Source organism: Solibacillus kalamii, assembly GCF_002174535.1.
GTDB classification, from domain to species: domain Bacteria; phylum Bacillota; class Bacilli; order Bacillales_A; family Planococcaceae; genus Solibacillus; species Solibacillus silvestris.
In genome coordinates this window covers 24663-39413 of sequence record NZ_NHNT01000001.1, presented here as the reverse complement: position 1 = coordinate 39413, position 14751 = coordinate 24663, and the positions used below count along the sequence as shown (strand labels likewise).

Genomic DNA, 14751 nt, shown 5'->3' with positions numbered 1-14751 from the left:
GTGATCTCATGAAAAAATTGACTATATTTGTTGTATCAGATTCGGTCGGTGAAACTGGAGAAGCTGCTGTGAAAGCGGTAGTAAGCCAGTTTCGGCCAAATTTCGAAAAAGTAAGGATTCGAAAGTTTCCGCATATTGCGAATGTTGATGTACTGGAAAAAATTGTCCAAATTGCAATTGCAAATGAGGCAACCATTGTTTTTACGCTAGTTGAAAAGCAGATGAGACAGGCACTTCAAAAAATTGCAAGCGAATATAAAGTGCATGCAATCGACTTATTGGGGTCGATGCTTGATTTGATCGAAACTTCTTTCGATGAAATGCCATTGCAAAAGCCTGGACTTGTGCATCAATTGGATGATGATTATTTTAAAAAGATCGAAGCTATTGAATTTGCTGTTAAATATGATGACGGCCAGGACCCACGCGGCATTTTGCTGGCGGATATTGTGTTGGTCGGTGTATCAAGAACATCCAAAACTCCTTTATCGCAATATTTGGCGCATAAACGATATAAAGTGGCAAACGTGCCGCTTGTTCCGGAAGTGGAACCCCCTATAGAATTAATGCAAATCGATCCGAAAAAATGTTTTGGGTTAGTCATTACACCGGAAAAGCTCAATAATATCCGGAAAGAGCGTTTAATAACATTAGGATTAACGGAAAATGCATTTTATGCGCAACATAGTAGAATTGAGCAGGAAATTAGCTATTTTTATAGTATTGTTGATAAAATAGGTTGTCGAACGATTGATGTGACGAATCGTGCTGTCGAAGAAACAGCGCACAAAATAATCGATATGCTAGAGCTTGATTGTTGATAGCAACTGAAGCCGCCTCTCCAAAAAGGAAGAGGAGGTTTTTTTGGTGGAATAATATTCGCGTTTTTTTAGAAACTAAGTGAACTATACTTTTGTTTCAGAAAACCTTTTGTATTTTGCTGAATTTCGACATTTATAGTTATATTCTGATTATTTTTTTGAAATTATATAGCAAGTATAGTCTTTTTGTTTTATAATAATAAAATTGTGGTAAAAATATTTATTATAGGGTAATTACAAATTTATTAAAGAATTTTGTCGTATTATAGAGGAAATTTGTAATTTATCTCGAATACTGTAGATGGTGATAATATGGCTGGAAAAATACCCGAACATGTGATTGAACAAATTCGTTCGCAGTCCGATATAGTCGATGTCATTAGCGATTATATGCAGTTAACGAAAAGAGGGCGCAACTATTTTGGATTATGTCCATTCCATGGTGAGCAAACACCCTCTTTTTCCGTATCCAGCGATAAACAGATATTTCACTGTTTTGGCTGTGGGGCAGGAGGAAACGCCATTACCTTTGTAATGGATATGGAACATCTGTCGTTTCCGGATGCACTCATTAAACTAAGTCAACGTGCGGGAATCCCGCTTGAAATGGAATTGTCGACCGATCAATCGATGTCGAATTCACCCATTTCAAAAAAAGAGCAGCAAATGCGAGAGGCTCATACGTTTGCAGTGGAGTTTTATCATCATATTTTAATGAATACAGAAGATGGCGAACCTGCATTAAATTATTTGCTTGAAAGAGGATTTACACGTGAGCAAATCGAAACACATCAGATAGGATGGGCGTTGCCGAACTGGGACACGCTGTCAATCTTACTGGAGCGCAAAGGATATGATCCGGAAGAAATGGCCGAAAGCGGTCTGATCATTCGTAAAGAAAGTGATGACAGCTACTTTGACCGTTTCCGGGGACGGATTATGTTTCCGATTCGAGATGAAAATGGAAAAACGATTGCATTTTCAGGCAGGATTTTGAATTCCGATGGCGAAGATGCTAAGTACTTAAATAGTCCTGAAACGCCGATCTTCCATAAAAGTCAAGTACTTTATAATTTGGATAAGGCGCGGGCATCCATTCGTAAATCAAGACAAGTAATTTTAATGGAAGGCTTTATTGATGTTTTAGCAGCAAACCAAGCAGGCATATACAATGCTGTAGCAACGATGGGTACGTCTCTTACGCCCCAGCATATTACAAAGCTCAAACGCTTAGTTCAGCAAATTACGATTTGCTATGATGGTGATAATGCTGGTTTTGAGGCTGCCAAGCGCGCTGCACAAATGCTTCATCAAGAACAGATTAAAGTTGAGGTCGCTGTTTTACCAGATAAACTTGATCCGGACGAATATATTCGTACACACGGACAAGAGGCATTTAAAAATCAAATAATAGAAAAGCCGCACGCGTATATTGCATTTATGATGATGCATGCGAAACGCGGCAAAAATTTCCAATTTGAAAATGACACACTTCAATACATTCAAGAAGTTCTGGAAACATTAAAAAATAATACTTCTCCAACTGAACGTGATTTATACATTCGCCAATTGGCAAATGAAACAAATATTTCCCATGAGGCAATCAGCACCCAATTAAGAAAAATGGTCGCGGATAATGTAAAAGAGCAGAAACGCGATCAAAAAATGGTGGAAGAACCAACCGTCCTTCTCCAAAGGGAGCGTAAAAAAGACGCAACAGACCGTGCCGAAAGTATACTTTTAGCACATATGTTGCATGATGTAAATATTGTGAATAAAGTTCTCAGAGAGGGAAATAACGAACCTTTCATCCATGAGGAATATTTATCCGTATTTGTTCGTTTGATTGGTTTTTATGAAGAATATGAAATGGCTGATTTCCATCGATTCGTCGAAGTGTTGGATGATCATGATTTACGAAAAATCGTGATGGATGCTGCGTTACTTGAACGTGACCCTGATAATGGTGAAGCGGAAATAATTGATTGTTTAAAGCAAATCGAAAAACGCCGATTAGAACTAAAGATTGAACAATTAAAGCACGATCAAAAAGAAGCAGAAAAAATGCATGAGCATAGACGAGCACTTGAGATTGCCCAACAAATAATTAACTTAAATAGAAAGATAAAAATGGGCGTTTAACGCGATTTGTTTTTAGAAGGAGGAAGGTTTATGGCGGACAAGTCAAAACATTCAAAAGATACGGTAGTGAACGGGGTTTCATTAGAGCAGGTAAAAAAGCAACTTTTAGCTAAAGCAAAACAGGTTGGCGAAATGTCAATGAAGGAAATCTCTGATACATTAGCATTTTTTGAACTGGAGAATGAAGAGATTTTCAACTTTGCCGATGAAATCGAAAAAAATGATGTAACAGTTGAAGGAAAAGAAGAATTTGAAGAAGAAGCACTTTCTAAGCAGGAATCGAGTGAAGAAGCTTTCGACTTAAATGATTTAAGTGTTCCTCCTGGCGTTAAAATTAATGACCCGGTACGTATGTATTTAAAAGAAATCGGACGTGTGGATTTACTTTCTGCAGATCAGGAAATTCGTTTAGCGGAACGTATTGAACAAGGTGACGAAGAAGCACGTAAACGTCTGGCAGAAGCTAATTTACGTCTTGTAGTTTCGATTGCTAAACGCTATGTAGGTCGTGGAATGTTGTTCTTGGATCTTATTCAAGAAGGAAATATGGGTCTGATTAAAGCAGTTGAAAAATTTGACCACCGTAAAGGGTTCAAGTTCTCGACTTATGCTACTTGGTGGATTCGTCAAGCGATTACACGTGCGATTGCAGACCAGGCCCGCACAATCCGTATTCCAGTACACATGGTTGAAACAATCAACAAATTAATCCGTGTACAACGTCAGCTTCTTCAGGATTTAGGTCGTGAACCATCTCCAGAAGAAATTGGAGAAGAAATGGATTTAACACCTGAAAAAGTTCGTGAAATTTTAAAAATTGCACAAGAGCCTGTATCATTGGAAACTCCAATTGGGGAAGAAGATGATTCACATTTAGGTGATTTCATCGAAGACTCAGAAGCACAATCTCCTTCTGATCATGCAGCATATGAGTTATTGAAGGAACAGTTGGAAGACGTGCTGGATACATTAACAGACCGTGAAGAAAACGTATTGCGTTTACGTTTCGGTTTAGATGATGGCCGTACGCGAACTTTGGAAGAAGTAGGTAAAGTGTTTGGCGTTACACGTGAACGTATTCGTCAAATCGAGGCGAAAGCATTACGTAAACTGCGTCATCCATCACGCTCAAAACGCTTAAAAGATTTCTTAGAATAAGCTAAACAGGAAAAAGATGAAGGAGTATTTTACTCTTCATCTTTTTTTGTGTAAATATAGCAGGTAATTACTATTTTCCAAGAATAATGGTATTGCTTTTTACCGATGTTGTTTATTCGTGAATTATTTACAATATGATGTAGCATATAAATACAGATTTGGAGCGAAACGATGTCAAATCCAAAAAAACAAATTATTATGAATGAAATCACGTTCTGGAAACAAAATAAAATGTTACCAGAACATTATTGCGATTTTTTGATGTCGCTTTATTCGGAAGGAAATCATCAAGAAGAGATTGAAGGGAAATCAAAAAATGCCGTCATAAATGTCGAAAGACGAAAAAACCGGAATCTATCGATGTTCTTTCCAATCAGTGCATTTGTTATATTGTTACTGCTGTTTACAATGCAGTTAGAATGGGTTGTCATTGCTGTTGCCGCAGTTTTTGCAACAGGCTGTCTGATCGGGGCTATCTATTTTGCAAAAAGAAACCATCTCATGGCAGTGATGCTGCAGCTGGCGACCGCTTTAGCGATTTTAGGTGTAACATTGAAAGTGAGTACAACATATTTTGCCGGCAATAATGAAATGCTTTATATCATCCTTATTGTGAACTGTCTATTCTGGCTGTTAAGCGGTGTCATGCTGAAAATTATTTATTTTACGATCTCAGGCGTTCTTGGGTTAATTGCCATTATTAGTGCATGGATTTATTTCCTGTAGGAACATCAAAATAATACATAAACTTATACTATTCTTTTAAGCTATGCAGAAGAAATGAAACTTTTCTGCATGGCTTTTTTGTATCATTTTACAAAATACTCTGCAAAATACATATATTTTCTGTAAAAATACATATTTTTAGATTACAATAGAATTGAAATGAAATAGGCTGAGAGGATGAATGGTATGCATTTTGATTTAACAACTGAGCAAGCGATGTTACAAAAGATGATACGTGAGTTTTCGGATGAAGTAGTGGCACCAGGAGCAATCGAGCGTGATAAAACGAAAGCCTTCCCAGTGGAAATATTTAAAGAACTATCCAATATGGGCATTATGGGTCTGCCGTTTCCTGAACAATATGGCGGGGCAGGTGCAGATACAATCAGCTTTGCGATCGTTACCGAAGAATTGAGCCGTACATGTGCTTCGACAGGTATTACATATTCGGCACATATTTCATTAGGCGGTGCACCATTGCATTTATTCGGTACAGAAGCGCAGAAGGAAAAATACTTAACGCCGATCTGTACAGGTGAATCATTCGGCGCATTCGGTTTAACAGAGCCTAATGCCGGTTCTGATGCAGGTGGGACAGAAACTACCGCTGTGTTGGATAATGGAGAATTTGTCATTAACGGGTCGAAAGTTTTTATTACAAATGCAAGTTATGCCAAACATTTAGCATTAACAGCTATTACAAATCGAGATGGAAACAAAAAAGAAATCAGCGCCATAATTGTACCGACTGATGCAAAAGGGTTTACGATTAAGTCGGAATACGAAAAAATGGGCTTAAATGCTTCGAATACAACGGAATTGATTTTAGAAAATGTCCGCGTTCCGGAAGAAAACTTACTTGGAGTCCGGGGGAATGGCTTTAAACAATTTTTAACGACGCTTGACGGCGGCCGGATCGGTATTGCGGCAATGGCAGTTGGAATTGCACAAGGCGCATTAAATAAAGCCGTTCAATATGCAAAAGAACGTAAGCAATTCGGAAAGGCACTGGCAGATTTTCAGGCAACGCAGTTTAAATTGGCTGATATGGAGGTAAAAATACAATTAGCGCGGACATTTGTGTATAAAGCGGCATGGTTGAAGGATCAGGGGCGTCCATTCGGCAAAGAGGCTGCTATCGCCAAATACTACGCTTCCGAGATGGCAATGGAAGTTTGCGATGAAGCAATTCAAATTCATGGCGGCTACGGCTATATGAAAGAATATGAAGTGGAACGCTTTTTACGGGATGCAAAACTGTTGGAAATTGGGGAAGGTACGTCTGAAGTACAGAAAATGGTAATTGCAAGACATATATTATGATAGAAATAGCAAATTGGTAAAATTGTTACAAAGCTAGTAAAACTTGTCCGTAAAGTCTTTCAGTTTTCTATAGAATCAAGTACAATTAATATTGTTTACTAGGCTAATGTCTAGCATGAAATAGAATATTTAATGAGGGAGGGGAACGCAATGAGAAACAATCCACTTATTCCTTACGTACTTATCATGGCATTCGGTATCGGACTAATTTTCTTCATGTCATTTGAGGGTGCAGCTGATAAAAACAGTGCGGACGGCGAACATTCAGGGGAAACTGCTGAATTAAATGGTGAAGATATTGCTCAAAAGAACTGTATTTCGTGCCACGGTGGTGATTTAACTGGTGGTGGAGGTCCTTCAATCGTTGGATTAGATGCTGAGCATATTAAAGATTACGCATTAAATGGTTCGGAAAACGGCATGATGCCGCCAGTTCTTAAAAACGAAGCGGAAGCAGATGCAGTAGCTGAGTATATTTCAGGTTTATAATGAATAGCCAAGTGCAGAAATGGAGTGATCCTGTTCTGCACTTTTTTGTATTCTGGAAAGAGACGTTTGTGTGAAAGTTCTATATAATAGGGGTAGTTTGTGATATAGAAAAGAGGATATATAAATATGAACGCACAAAAACTTTCAAAACGACTGGAAACGGTCGCTTCATTTGTACCGACAGGAGCAATTGTAGCGGATATCGGAAGTGACCATGCCTACCTGCCATGTTATTTAGTGCATAAAGGAATTGCTGCACGTGCAGTAGCGGGTGAGGTTGTAAAAGGACCTTATGAATCAGCTGTAAAACAAGTTCGCACTGAAGGCTTAACAGATAAAATTACAGTACGCATGGCAGATGGTCTGGCAGCTGTTGAAGAAGCGGATGAAATTACAGCCGTTACAATTGCAGGGATGGGCGGACCATTGATTGTGTCCATTTTAGAAAAACATCCACAAGCTTTAAAATCCGTAACCCGTTTAATTTTACAGCCGAATATTCATGCAAAGGCCATCCGTGAATGGGCAATGGAAAATGGCTGGGCAATCCAGGATGAGGTCATTTTAGAAGAGGATGGGAAAATCTATGAGGTCCTTGTATTACAGCGCGGGGAAATGAAATTAAACGAAGCGCAAACTTTGCTTGGACCAAAGCTGATGGAAACAAAAGTACCTGTTTTCATTGAAAAGTGGTCACGTGAAATCGCGAATTGGCAACGTGTTCAACAAGCAATTTCAGAAGCGGAAAAAACACCTGAAAATCAGGAAAAGTATGAACAACTTACACATTACATTAAAATGGTACAGGAGGCGATTGCGTGAAATCCGTAAATGGCAACGAGATTATCCAAGTATTTGAATCATGGTCACCTAAAAAATATGCATGCATGCCGAATGATCCGATCGGCTTGGCCATTGGTACGTTAAATAAGCCTGTCACAAAAGTGCTTGTAACACTTGACGTGACAAATGAAGTCGTAGATGAAGCGATCGACAACGGCTGTGAGCTTATTATTGCCCATCATCCGCCGATCTTCATGAAGCTTTCGAACTTGCGTACAGATAATCCGAAAGGGGCACTGTATGAAAAGTGTCTGAAAAATGATATCGCAGTATATGCAGCGCATACGAATCTCGATGTAGCGCCGGGCGGGGTAAATGATTTACTGGCAGATGCTTTGCAACTGGAAAACCGCAAAATTCTGGAAGTATCGTTCGAAGAAAAAATGATGAAGCTAGCCGTATTCGTTCCTGTGGATGATGCAGATGCTTTGCGTGATGTGCTGGCTAAAGCCGGAGCCGGTCGTTTAGGCCATTATGAGGCATGCAGCTATACATTGGAAGGTAAAGGCCGTTTTCGTGCAACAGAAGGTGCAGATCCGGCTGTAGGGGAGATCGGTGAGCTTCACATCGAGGAAGAGGAAAAAGTGGAAGTCGTGTTCCCGCAATCGATGAAAAATAAAATATTAAAAGCAATGCTAAACAACCACCCGTACGAAGAGCCTGCATATGATCTGTTTACGATGGACGTTGACACAAATAAACAAGGACTTGGCCGAATTGGTAAGTTAAAACAACCAATGACATTACGGGAATTTGCCCAATTCGTGAAAGTACAGTTGGACGTGCCTTGTCTGCGTGCTGTTGGACCTTTGGAAGGTGTTGTCCAGAAGGTTGCAGTTGTCGGAGGAGACGGCAATAAATATATTCGTGCTGCAAAATTTGCAGGGGCAGATGTGTTTGTAACAGGAGATATCGGCTTCCATATGGCACAGGATGCAGAAGTGGAAGGCTTAAGCATTATCGATCCAGGTCACCATGTTGAAAAGGTCATGATTAAAGGTGTTGCAGAAAAAATGGCTTCTTTATGTGCGGATCAAAAATTGCCTGTTGAATTTATCCAATCAAAAATCAATACAGAACCGTTTCAGTTTATTTAATGTGAAAATTAAAAAGCCCATTTTTCTCAATTGAGTTAAAAATGGGCTTTTACTTAATAGTTTTCGTCTTAGTTACGTACAGGAATCGCCTTTGCAGCCATTTCCTCGTCAAAGTCATTTTCGGATTTTGCCACTACGACACATGCTACCCCATTACCGATAATGTTTGTTACAGCACGAGCTTCAGACATGAAACGGTCAACCCCGATTAATAATGCAATTCCTTCAAGTGGTACCATCGGGAATGCAGCCAATGTTGCAGCTAATGTAATGAATCCTGAACCCGTTACACCGGCAGCCCCTTTTGAAGTAATCATTAATACCCCGAGAAGTGTGATAATTTCTAACCAAGATAAATCAACACCATATGCTTGTGCGATGAATAATGCTGCCATCGATAAGTAAATAGATGTTCCGTCCAAGTTAAAGGAATATCCGGTAGGTACTACTAATCCTACTACTTGCTTCCCGCAACCGTAGTTTTCTAACTTTCGCATCATCGCTGGTAAAGCCGATTCAGAAGAAGATGTACCAATTACGATAAAAATTTCTTCTTTAATATAGGCAATGAAGCGGAAAATGTTGAAGTTAAAGTATTTCGCAATTAAGCCTAGCACGACTACAACAAACAGAAACATTGTAATATATACTGCGGCCATTAAAAGACCAAGGGATTTTAAAGAACCTAAACCGAAATTACCAATTGTGTAAGCCATTGCACCGAACGCACCAATAGGCGAGAATTTCATTACAATCCCAACGATTTTGAAGAAAATTTCAGATACTTGTTCAAAAAATGTTATTACTGGACGCGTTTTTTCGCCTAAAGATGCTGCAGCAATACCGAATAGTACAGCAGCAAATAAAGTAGGAAGTAAAGCACCTTCAGCTAATGCACCGACAAAGTTTTCAGGAATAATATCGTAAATGAACCCGCTTAAACCAGCTTCACTATTTTCTTCAGCAGCAGTTGTATATTTCGAAATATCCGTTTCTCCCGCTTTAGATGTATCGATTCCAGCACCTGCATTTATGACAACAGCTACCATAATACCAATTGCAAGAGCGATTGTTGATACAATTTCGAAGTAAAGTAATGCCTTACCGCCGATTTTACCAACCTTTTTCATATCACCCATGCCACCAATACCAATAACAACCGTTAAGAAGATAATTGGAGCGATTAACATTTTGATTAATTTAATAAATAAGTCAGCTAAAATTTTAAGGCTTGCGCCGAACTCTGGCCAAAATGCACCGACGATAACGCCAAGAATGATGGCGATAATTACTTGGACTGTTAGATTTTTTAGTAATTTCAATTTTGCTTCCCCCTGTGATTTATCTTTGGTAACGTTTACATTTGCAATAATAGCGTACGATTATTCGGAATATTTATTTTGTTGATAAAAAACATATCGTTCATTTTGGTCTATTTTAACTGCAATAATATGAAACCTTGATATAGCAAGGGTTTGCTTTGTTATAATACTGTTATAAGGGTGAAAGTTTTTGTACTATAACAAAAAGAAAGACTACTTATTTTCATAAGTAGTCGAATATTGTTTATTTTGTTCAATTGTTATGATCTTGAATTTCTTCACGAAGCTGTGTTAAGAAATCTTTATTACTTATTTTTTCATAGGAGCTATAAATGGGCTGTAGGGCTTCCATCCAATGTGCACGTTGCTGATCTGAAATAGTGTAAAACTTAAGCTCCTTAACTGCTTTTAGCTGCTGGTAGTTTTCTGCATTTAATGCGACTGCCTGATCATGTTGCCAGCGCTGCATTTCATCAAGTGAATCTTGAATTATTTTTTGCTGGTCGTCAGTAAGCGATTCCCAAAAATCGGCGTTCATCATTACACTGTAGGCAAGTATGCCGTGATTCGATAAGGTAATATTCGGTTGCATTGAATAATAGCCCTTTGAATATAAATTTGAAAGTGTATTTTCTTGGGCAATGATTTCGTTATTTTGAATCGCAATGTATAAATCATTGAAGGTTTTTAAAATCGGCTTTGCTTTTAATAATAAAAACTGTTCTTTTAGTATATCACTTGGCATGATACGGATTTTGAGATCTTTAAACTGATCAACCTCAAGGAGTGGTGTTGTATTGGAAGCCATCTGTTTAAAGCCGTTATGCCAGAATGTCAAACCATGTACATTAATGCTGTCTAGCTCTTGCAGTAAGGAATTACTAAGATCGCCGTGCAGGATGTCATATACTTGTTCGTCATTTTCAAAAATAAACGGCAGGTCAAGAACTTGCCATGTTGGAAGTGCTTCCGTGATTTTTGAAATCGTAGGTGCAATCATTTGAATATCACCTTTTTGTAAGGCGGCTAATTCGTTTTCATCATTGTATAAAATACCGTTAGGATAAGTTTGCACAATGATTTCGCCATCCGATTTTTCTTTAACTAATTCAGCAAACTTATTAACCGCAAGCCCTTTTGGTGTATTTTCAGCTACAACGTGACTAAAGTTAATTACAATTTGGTCATCTAGCCCAACTTGCTCGTCATCGTAAGGTAAGTCTTTTGTATTCCACAAGTCGAAACGGTAGGAAATAGTAACGATTAACAGTAAAGCAGCAACGATAGCAGTTATGATATAAAGGCGCATTAGGATTCCCTCATTTACATTGAAATTTTTTGAATGTTGTAGAAAATCTCCACACACTTCGAAGTTTGTTATATTATATAGCAAAAAAGGAGGGACAAAATGAAAATTAAACAATTAACAATGAACGGAAAAATTGTACTGCTTACCTTTTTCATTATTGCTTTCTCCTTTTTCGTGGCAGGAATATTATTGTTAAGCAATCTAACACGGGAACATGAAGAAACGGTAGGTAGCCGTGCTATGTTGATTGCCCGGACTATTTCCGATTTGCCGGAAATTCAAAAGCAGCTTGAAGAGCAGGATATACAATTGGCACAAACAAAGATTACCCAAATTGTTCACGATATCAAAATTATTAATAAAGCGGAATATATCGTTGTCATGAATATGGATCGGATAAAATTATCGCATCCATCTCCGAACCAACTAGGTAAAAAAAGTAACTCAACGGATATGCATGCTGCATTTAATGAAAATTATTATATTTCAAAAGCAATTGGAGAACAAGGCAAGACAATTCGGGCATTTGTACCAATTTTAAACGAGCAAAAAAAACAGGTTGGGGTTGTCGTCGTAGGGTTTGCATTGCCGACATTTTGGAATATTCTTGCCGAAAATACAAATGAAATTATTTTGGCTGTGCTGTTGTCCTTCCTTTTTAGTATTTGGGGCGCACATTTATTAGGGCGACATATAAAGCGTCAAATGTTCGGGCTGGAACCAATTGAAATTGCAAAAGTGTATGTCGAGCGGACTGAAACGTTTAATGCAATGCATGAAGGGATTATTGCAGTAGATAACAATATGGTGATTACGATTTTCAATCAAAAGGCAGGCCGTATTTTAGGCGTAGGTGGTAATCCTGAAAAATATATCGGAAAGAATATTTTTGATGTACTGCCTGACACGCGGTTACCTGAAATTGTCGAGAGTGGGCTTGCTGTATACAACCAAGAAATTTACGTGAACAATCATAGTATTTTAAGTAATCGTATCCCGATTTTTGTAAAAGGAAAAACAGTTGGGGCGGTAGCCGTTTTTAAGGATTTAACGGAATTTAAACAACTTGCTGAAGAATTAACAGGTGTCAAAGCATTTGTACAAGCTTTACGTATTCAAACGCATGAGTATAAAAATAAGCTACATACGATCGCAGGCCTTTTGCAGCTTGGTCATAATAAGCAGGCGCTTGATTACTTATCGCAGGTAAAAATGCAGCATGACCAAGTGACGAAGTTTCTGAATGAGCGTATTTATAATGAAAATATATCAGGCTTATTGCTAAGTAAAATAAGTCGTGGAAATGAACTTGGAATTGAAGTGACGATTGATGCGGAGAGCCAGCTGACAAGGTTTCCGGAGTTGTTGGACCATCATGATTTTGTATTGTTATTCGGTAATTTAATCGAGAATGCTTTTGATGCGCTTACGGTGGTAGAACGAAATCATAAAGAAGTATTAATATCCATTGATGATAACGATGGTATACTGGCAATTATGGTTACAGATAATGGTGACGGAATCTCAGAAGAAAATTTAGAACAAATTTTTGAAAGCGGATTTTCAACGAAGGACAATGAAAACAGGGGCATTGGTTTATATTTGGTAAATGAGATTGTGAAAAAAGGGAATGGCACAATTGAAATATCGAGTGAAGTAAATAAAGGCACAACATTCATCCTGACATTCGAGTATTAAGAAAGGGGCTTTCTTGTGAAGACCATTCAAGTATTATTAGTAGAAGATGATCCAATGGTGCGTGAAGTAAATCGTCAATTTATCGAACGGGTGGAAGGATTTAAAGTCATCGATATGGCATCAAACGGTATTAAAGGAATAGAAAAAATATTAGATCTAATGCCGGATTTAGTTGTAATGGATATATTTATGCCAGAGCAAGATGGAGTTGAAACATTGCGCCAAATTCGTCAGCAAAATATAAATGTAGATTGTATTTCGGTAACAGCCGCAAATGATGTTCAAACAATTCAGCAAATTTTGCATTTAGGTGTTTTTGATTATATTATGAAGCCGTTTACATTTGAACGGATCGAGCAAACGTTAATTCATTATCGTCAATTTAAAGAAAAAATGCATGCAGCGGGTGATGTAACGCAAGCAGAGTTAGATGAAATAATTGGTCAAGTGAGGGTTCAAAAGGATGGGCAAAACCCGCCCCACACGATGACTCAAGAGCTCCCTAAAGGCTTTAATCGCGCGACAATGGATAAGGTATTGATTTTTTTGAAACAGTCTCAGAACGGTGCCTCAGCAGACGATGTTGCAACAGGCATCGGTGTAGCTCGTGTAACAGCGCGGCGCTATTTAGATTTTATGGAAAAAAATCATCTAATTCGGGTAGATATTCAATATGGCAGTGTCGGGAGACCGATCAATCAATATTTTATCAAGGAACAGTGAAAACTGGAATTCTTATTTTTATACATATAAAAAGATCCTCATTTTTCCCGGGAAGAGAAAAATGAGGATTTTTTTTGTTAAAGATTAGTAAGGCATAATTTTTTCAACTGGTTTTGGAGCTTTAATTTTCGGCAAAATTTTGTCCAAAGTTACGGAGCGTACGATTTCATGTGTTGCAGGATCATTTTTGTCGAACTTTTCAAGGAATGAAATGACTTCCTTAACGATTGGTGTCGGTGTTGAAGCACCTGCTGTTACTGCTACTGTTTCAACGTTTTCCAGCCATTCAATTTGCAGCTCTGAAATATCTGAAATGCGGTAAGATGGTGTTCCGGCAATTTCTACTGATACTTGTGTTAAACGGTTCGAGTTGTTCGATTTTGGATCGCCTACAACGATTAATAAATCGGAAGCACCGGCCTGTTCAGCTACTGCTTCTTGACGGACTTGTGTCGCCAGGCAAATTTCTTTATGCACTTCGACATGCGGGAATTTTTCTTTTAAACTATCCATCAGGAAAGCGACATCCCATTGGCTCATCGTCGTTTGGTTTGTTACGAGAATTTTTTCATTTTCAAAAGCAAGATTATCGATATCGTTCATCGATTGAACTAGGTGAACATGGTCTGGTGCAACACCGATTGCGCCTTCCGGTTCAGGATGTCCCTTTTTACCGATATAAATAATATCGTAGCCTTCTGCTGTTTTTTCGCGGATTAAGTCATGTGTCACCGTAACGTCCGGGCAAGTCGCGTCAATTGATACGAGTCCTTTACGTTTCGCGATTTCACGGATTTCAGGAGATACACCGTGTGCCGTGAAAATAACTGTGCCTTGCTCTACCTGTTCAATTATTTCTTTACGGTTGTCGCCATCAAGCGTAATGATGCCATCTTGTTCAAATGCATCTGTAACATGTTTATTGTGTACAATCATACCTAAAATGTAGATTGGTCTTGGTAATGTAGGATCAAGTGCGGCATTGCGTGCAATGACCATAGCGTCTACTACCCCATAGCAGTATCCACGCGGATTAATTTTAACAACTTTCATTTATACGTAACTCCTTTCAAAGCCCTGTAATTTCATTATATAGGACG

Annotated in this window: 13 protein-coding genes; 10 read left to right on the top strand and 3 right to left on the bottom strand. The window is 38.4% G+C overall.

Going from position 1 to position 14751, the window contains the following annotated elements; all coding sequences use genetic code 11:
* Positions 1–8: 8 nt before the first annotated feature.
* The 8 genes from CBM15_RS00205 to CBM15_RS00170 all read left to right on the top strand — a co-directional run bounded on the left by CBM15_RS00205 (position 9) and on the right by CBM15_RS00170 (position 8599).
* A complete protein-coding gene (locus tag CBM15_RS00205; protein ID WP_008403111.1) occupies positions 9–821 on the top strand; it encodes a pyruvate, water dikinase regulatory protein in 813 nt (270 codons plus the stop codon).
* 312 nt (positions 822–1133) lie between these two features.
* Positions 1134–2963 (top strand): DNA primase, encoded by a 1830-nt coding sequence (gene dnaG / locus CBM15_RS00200; RefSeq protein ID WP_008403110.1) that lies wholly within the window; start codon positions 1134–1136, stop codon positions 2961–2963.
* A gap of 30 nt (positions 2964–2993) precedes the next feature.
* Entirely contained in the window at positions 2994–4121 is a 1128-nt protein-coding gene (rpoD, locus tag CBM15_RS00195) for an RNA polymerase sigma factor RpoD (RefSeq protein WP_008403109.1), read from the top strand.
* 171 nt (positions 4122–4292) lie between these two features.
* Complete coding sequence (locus tag CBM15_RS00190) at positions 4293–4847, top strand: hypothetical protein (protein ID WP_087615307.1); 555 nt, start codon at positions 4293–4295, stop codon at positions 4845–4847.
* Between the two features lie 186 nt (positions 4848–5033).
* Positions 5034–6170, top strand: coding sequence for an acyl-CoA dehydrogenase family protein (locus tag CBM15_RS00185; protein WP_008403107.1), 1137 nt, complete (start codon positions 5034–5036; stop codon positions 6168–6170).
* Between the two features lie 150 nt (positions 6171–6320).
* Complete coding sequence (locus CBM15_RS00180) at positions 6321–6659, top strand: c-type cytochrome (protein ID WP_087615306.1); 339 nt, start codon at positions 6321–6323, stop codon at positions 6657–6659.
* 126 nt (positions 6660–6785) lie between these two features.
* Complete coding sequence (locus CBM15_RS00175; protein WP_087615305.1) at positions 6786–7481, top strand: tRNA (adenine(22)-N(1))-methyltransferase; 696 nt, start codon at positions 6786–6788, stop codon at positions 7479–7481.
* Positions 7478–8599 (top strand): Nif3-like dinuclear metal center hexameric protein, encoded by a 1122-nt coding sequence (locus CBM15_RS00170; RefSeq protein WP_087615304.1) that lies wholly within the window; start codon positions 7478–7480, stop codon positions 8597–8599. Before CBM15_RS00175 ends, CBM15_RS00170 begins: the two co-directional genes overlap by 4 nt.
* Positions 8600–8667: 68 nt before the next feature.
* On the opposite strand, the gene dctA is transcribed toward CBM15_RS00170, so the two are convergent.
* Both dctA and CBM15_RS00160 read right to left on the bottom strand, forming a co-directional pair.
* Positions 8668–9921 (bottom strand): C4-dicarboxylate transporter DctA, encoded by a 1254-nt coding sequence (dctA, locus tag CBM15_RS00165; protein WP_087615303.1) that lies wholly within the window; start codon positions 9919–9921, stop codon positions 8668–8670.
* A 253-nt stretch (positions 9922–10174) separates the two neighbouring features.
* Complete coding sequence (locus tag CBM15_RS00160) at positions 10175–11230, bottom strand: DctP family TRAP transporter solute-binding subunit (RefSeq protein WP_087615302.1); 1056 nt, start codon at positions 11228–11230, stop codon at positions 10175–10177.
* Positions 11231–11329: 99 nt separating this feature from the next.
* Here CBM15_RS00160 and CBM15_RS00155 point away from each other — a divergent pair, with 99 nt between their 5' ends.
* Entirely contained in the window at positions 11330–12928 is a 1599-nt protein-coding gene (locus tag CBM15_RS00155; RefSeq protein WP_193433740.1) for an ATP-binding protein, read from the top strand.
* Positions 12929–12943: 15 nt separating this feature from the next.
* Entirely contained in the window at positions 12944–13651 is a 708-nt protein-coding gene (locus tag CBM15_RS00150; RefSeq protein ID WP_087615301.1) for a response regulator, read from the top strand.
* Positions 13652–13735: 84 nt separating this feature from the next.
* Here CBM15_RS00150 and CBM15_RS00145 read toward each other — a convergent pair whose 3' ends face one another.
* A complete protein-coding gene (locus CBM15_RS00145) occupies positions 13736–14704 on the bottom strand; it encodes a 4-hydroxy-3-methylbut-2-enyl diphosphate reductase (RefSeq protein WP_014824396.1) in 969 nt (322 codons plus the stop codon).
* Between the last annotated feature and the right edge of the window lie 47 nt (positions 14705–14751).

What these genes read in the sequence shown, in the direction of transcription:
- CBM15_RS00205 (WP_008403111.1), top strand. Translation starts at nt 9, where the DNA reads ATGAAAAAATTGACTATATTTGTTGTATCAGATTCGGTCGGTGAAACT.
- dnaG (WP_008403110.1), top strand. Translation starts at nt 1,134, where the DNA reads ATGGCTGGAAAAATACCCGAACATGTGATTGAACAAATTCGTTCGCAG.
- rpoD (WP_008403109.1), top strand. Translation starts at nt 2,994, where the DNA reads ATGGCGGACAAGTCAAAACATTCAAAAGATACGGTAGTGAACGGGGTT.
- CBM15_RS00190 (WP_087615307.1), top strand. Translation starts at nt 4,293, where the DNA reads ATGTCAAATCCAAAAAAACAAATTATTATGAATGAAATCACGTTCTGG.
- CBM15_RS00185 (WP_008403107.1), top strand. Translation starts at nt 5,034, where the DNA reads ATGCATTTTGATTTAACAACTGAGCAAGCGATGTTACAAAAGATGATA.
- CBM15_RS00180 (WP_087615306.1), top strand. Translation starts at nt 6,321, where the DNA reads ATGAGAAACAATCCACTTATTCCTTACGTACTTATCATGGCATTCGGT.
- CBM15_RS00175 (WP_087615305.1), top strand. Translation starts at nt 6,786, where the DNA reads ATGAACGCACAAAAACTTTCAAAACGACTGGAAACGGTCGCTTCATTT.
- CBM15_RS00160 (WP_087615302.1), bottom strand. Translation starts at nt 11,230, where the DNA reads ATGCGCCTTTATATCATAACTGCTATCGTTGCTGCTTTACTGTTAATC.
- CBM15_RS00155 (WP_193433740.1), top strand. Translation starts at nt 11,330, where the DNA reads ATGAAAATTAAACAATTAACAATGAACGGAAAAATTGTACTGCTTACC.
- CBM15_RS00145 (WP_014824396.1), bottom strand. Translation starts at nt 14,704, where the DNA reads ATGAAAGTTGTTAAAATTAATCCGCGTGGATACTGCTATGGGGTAGTA.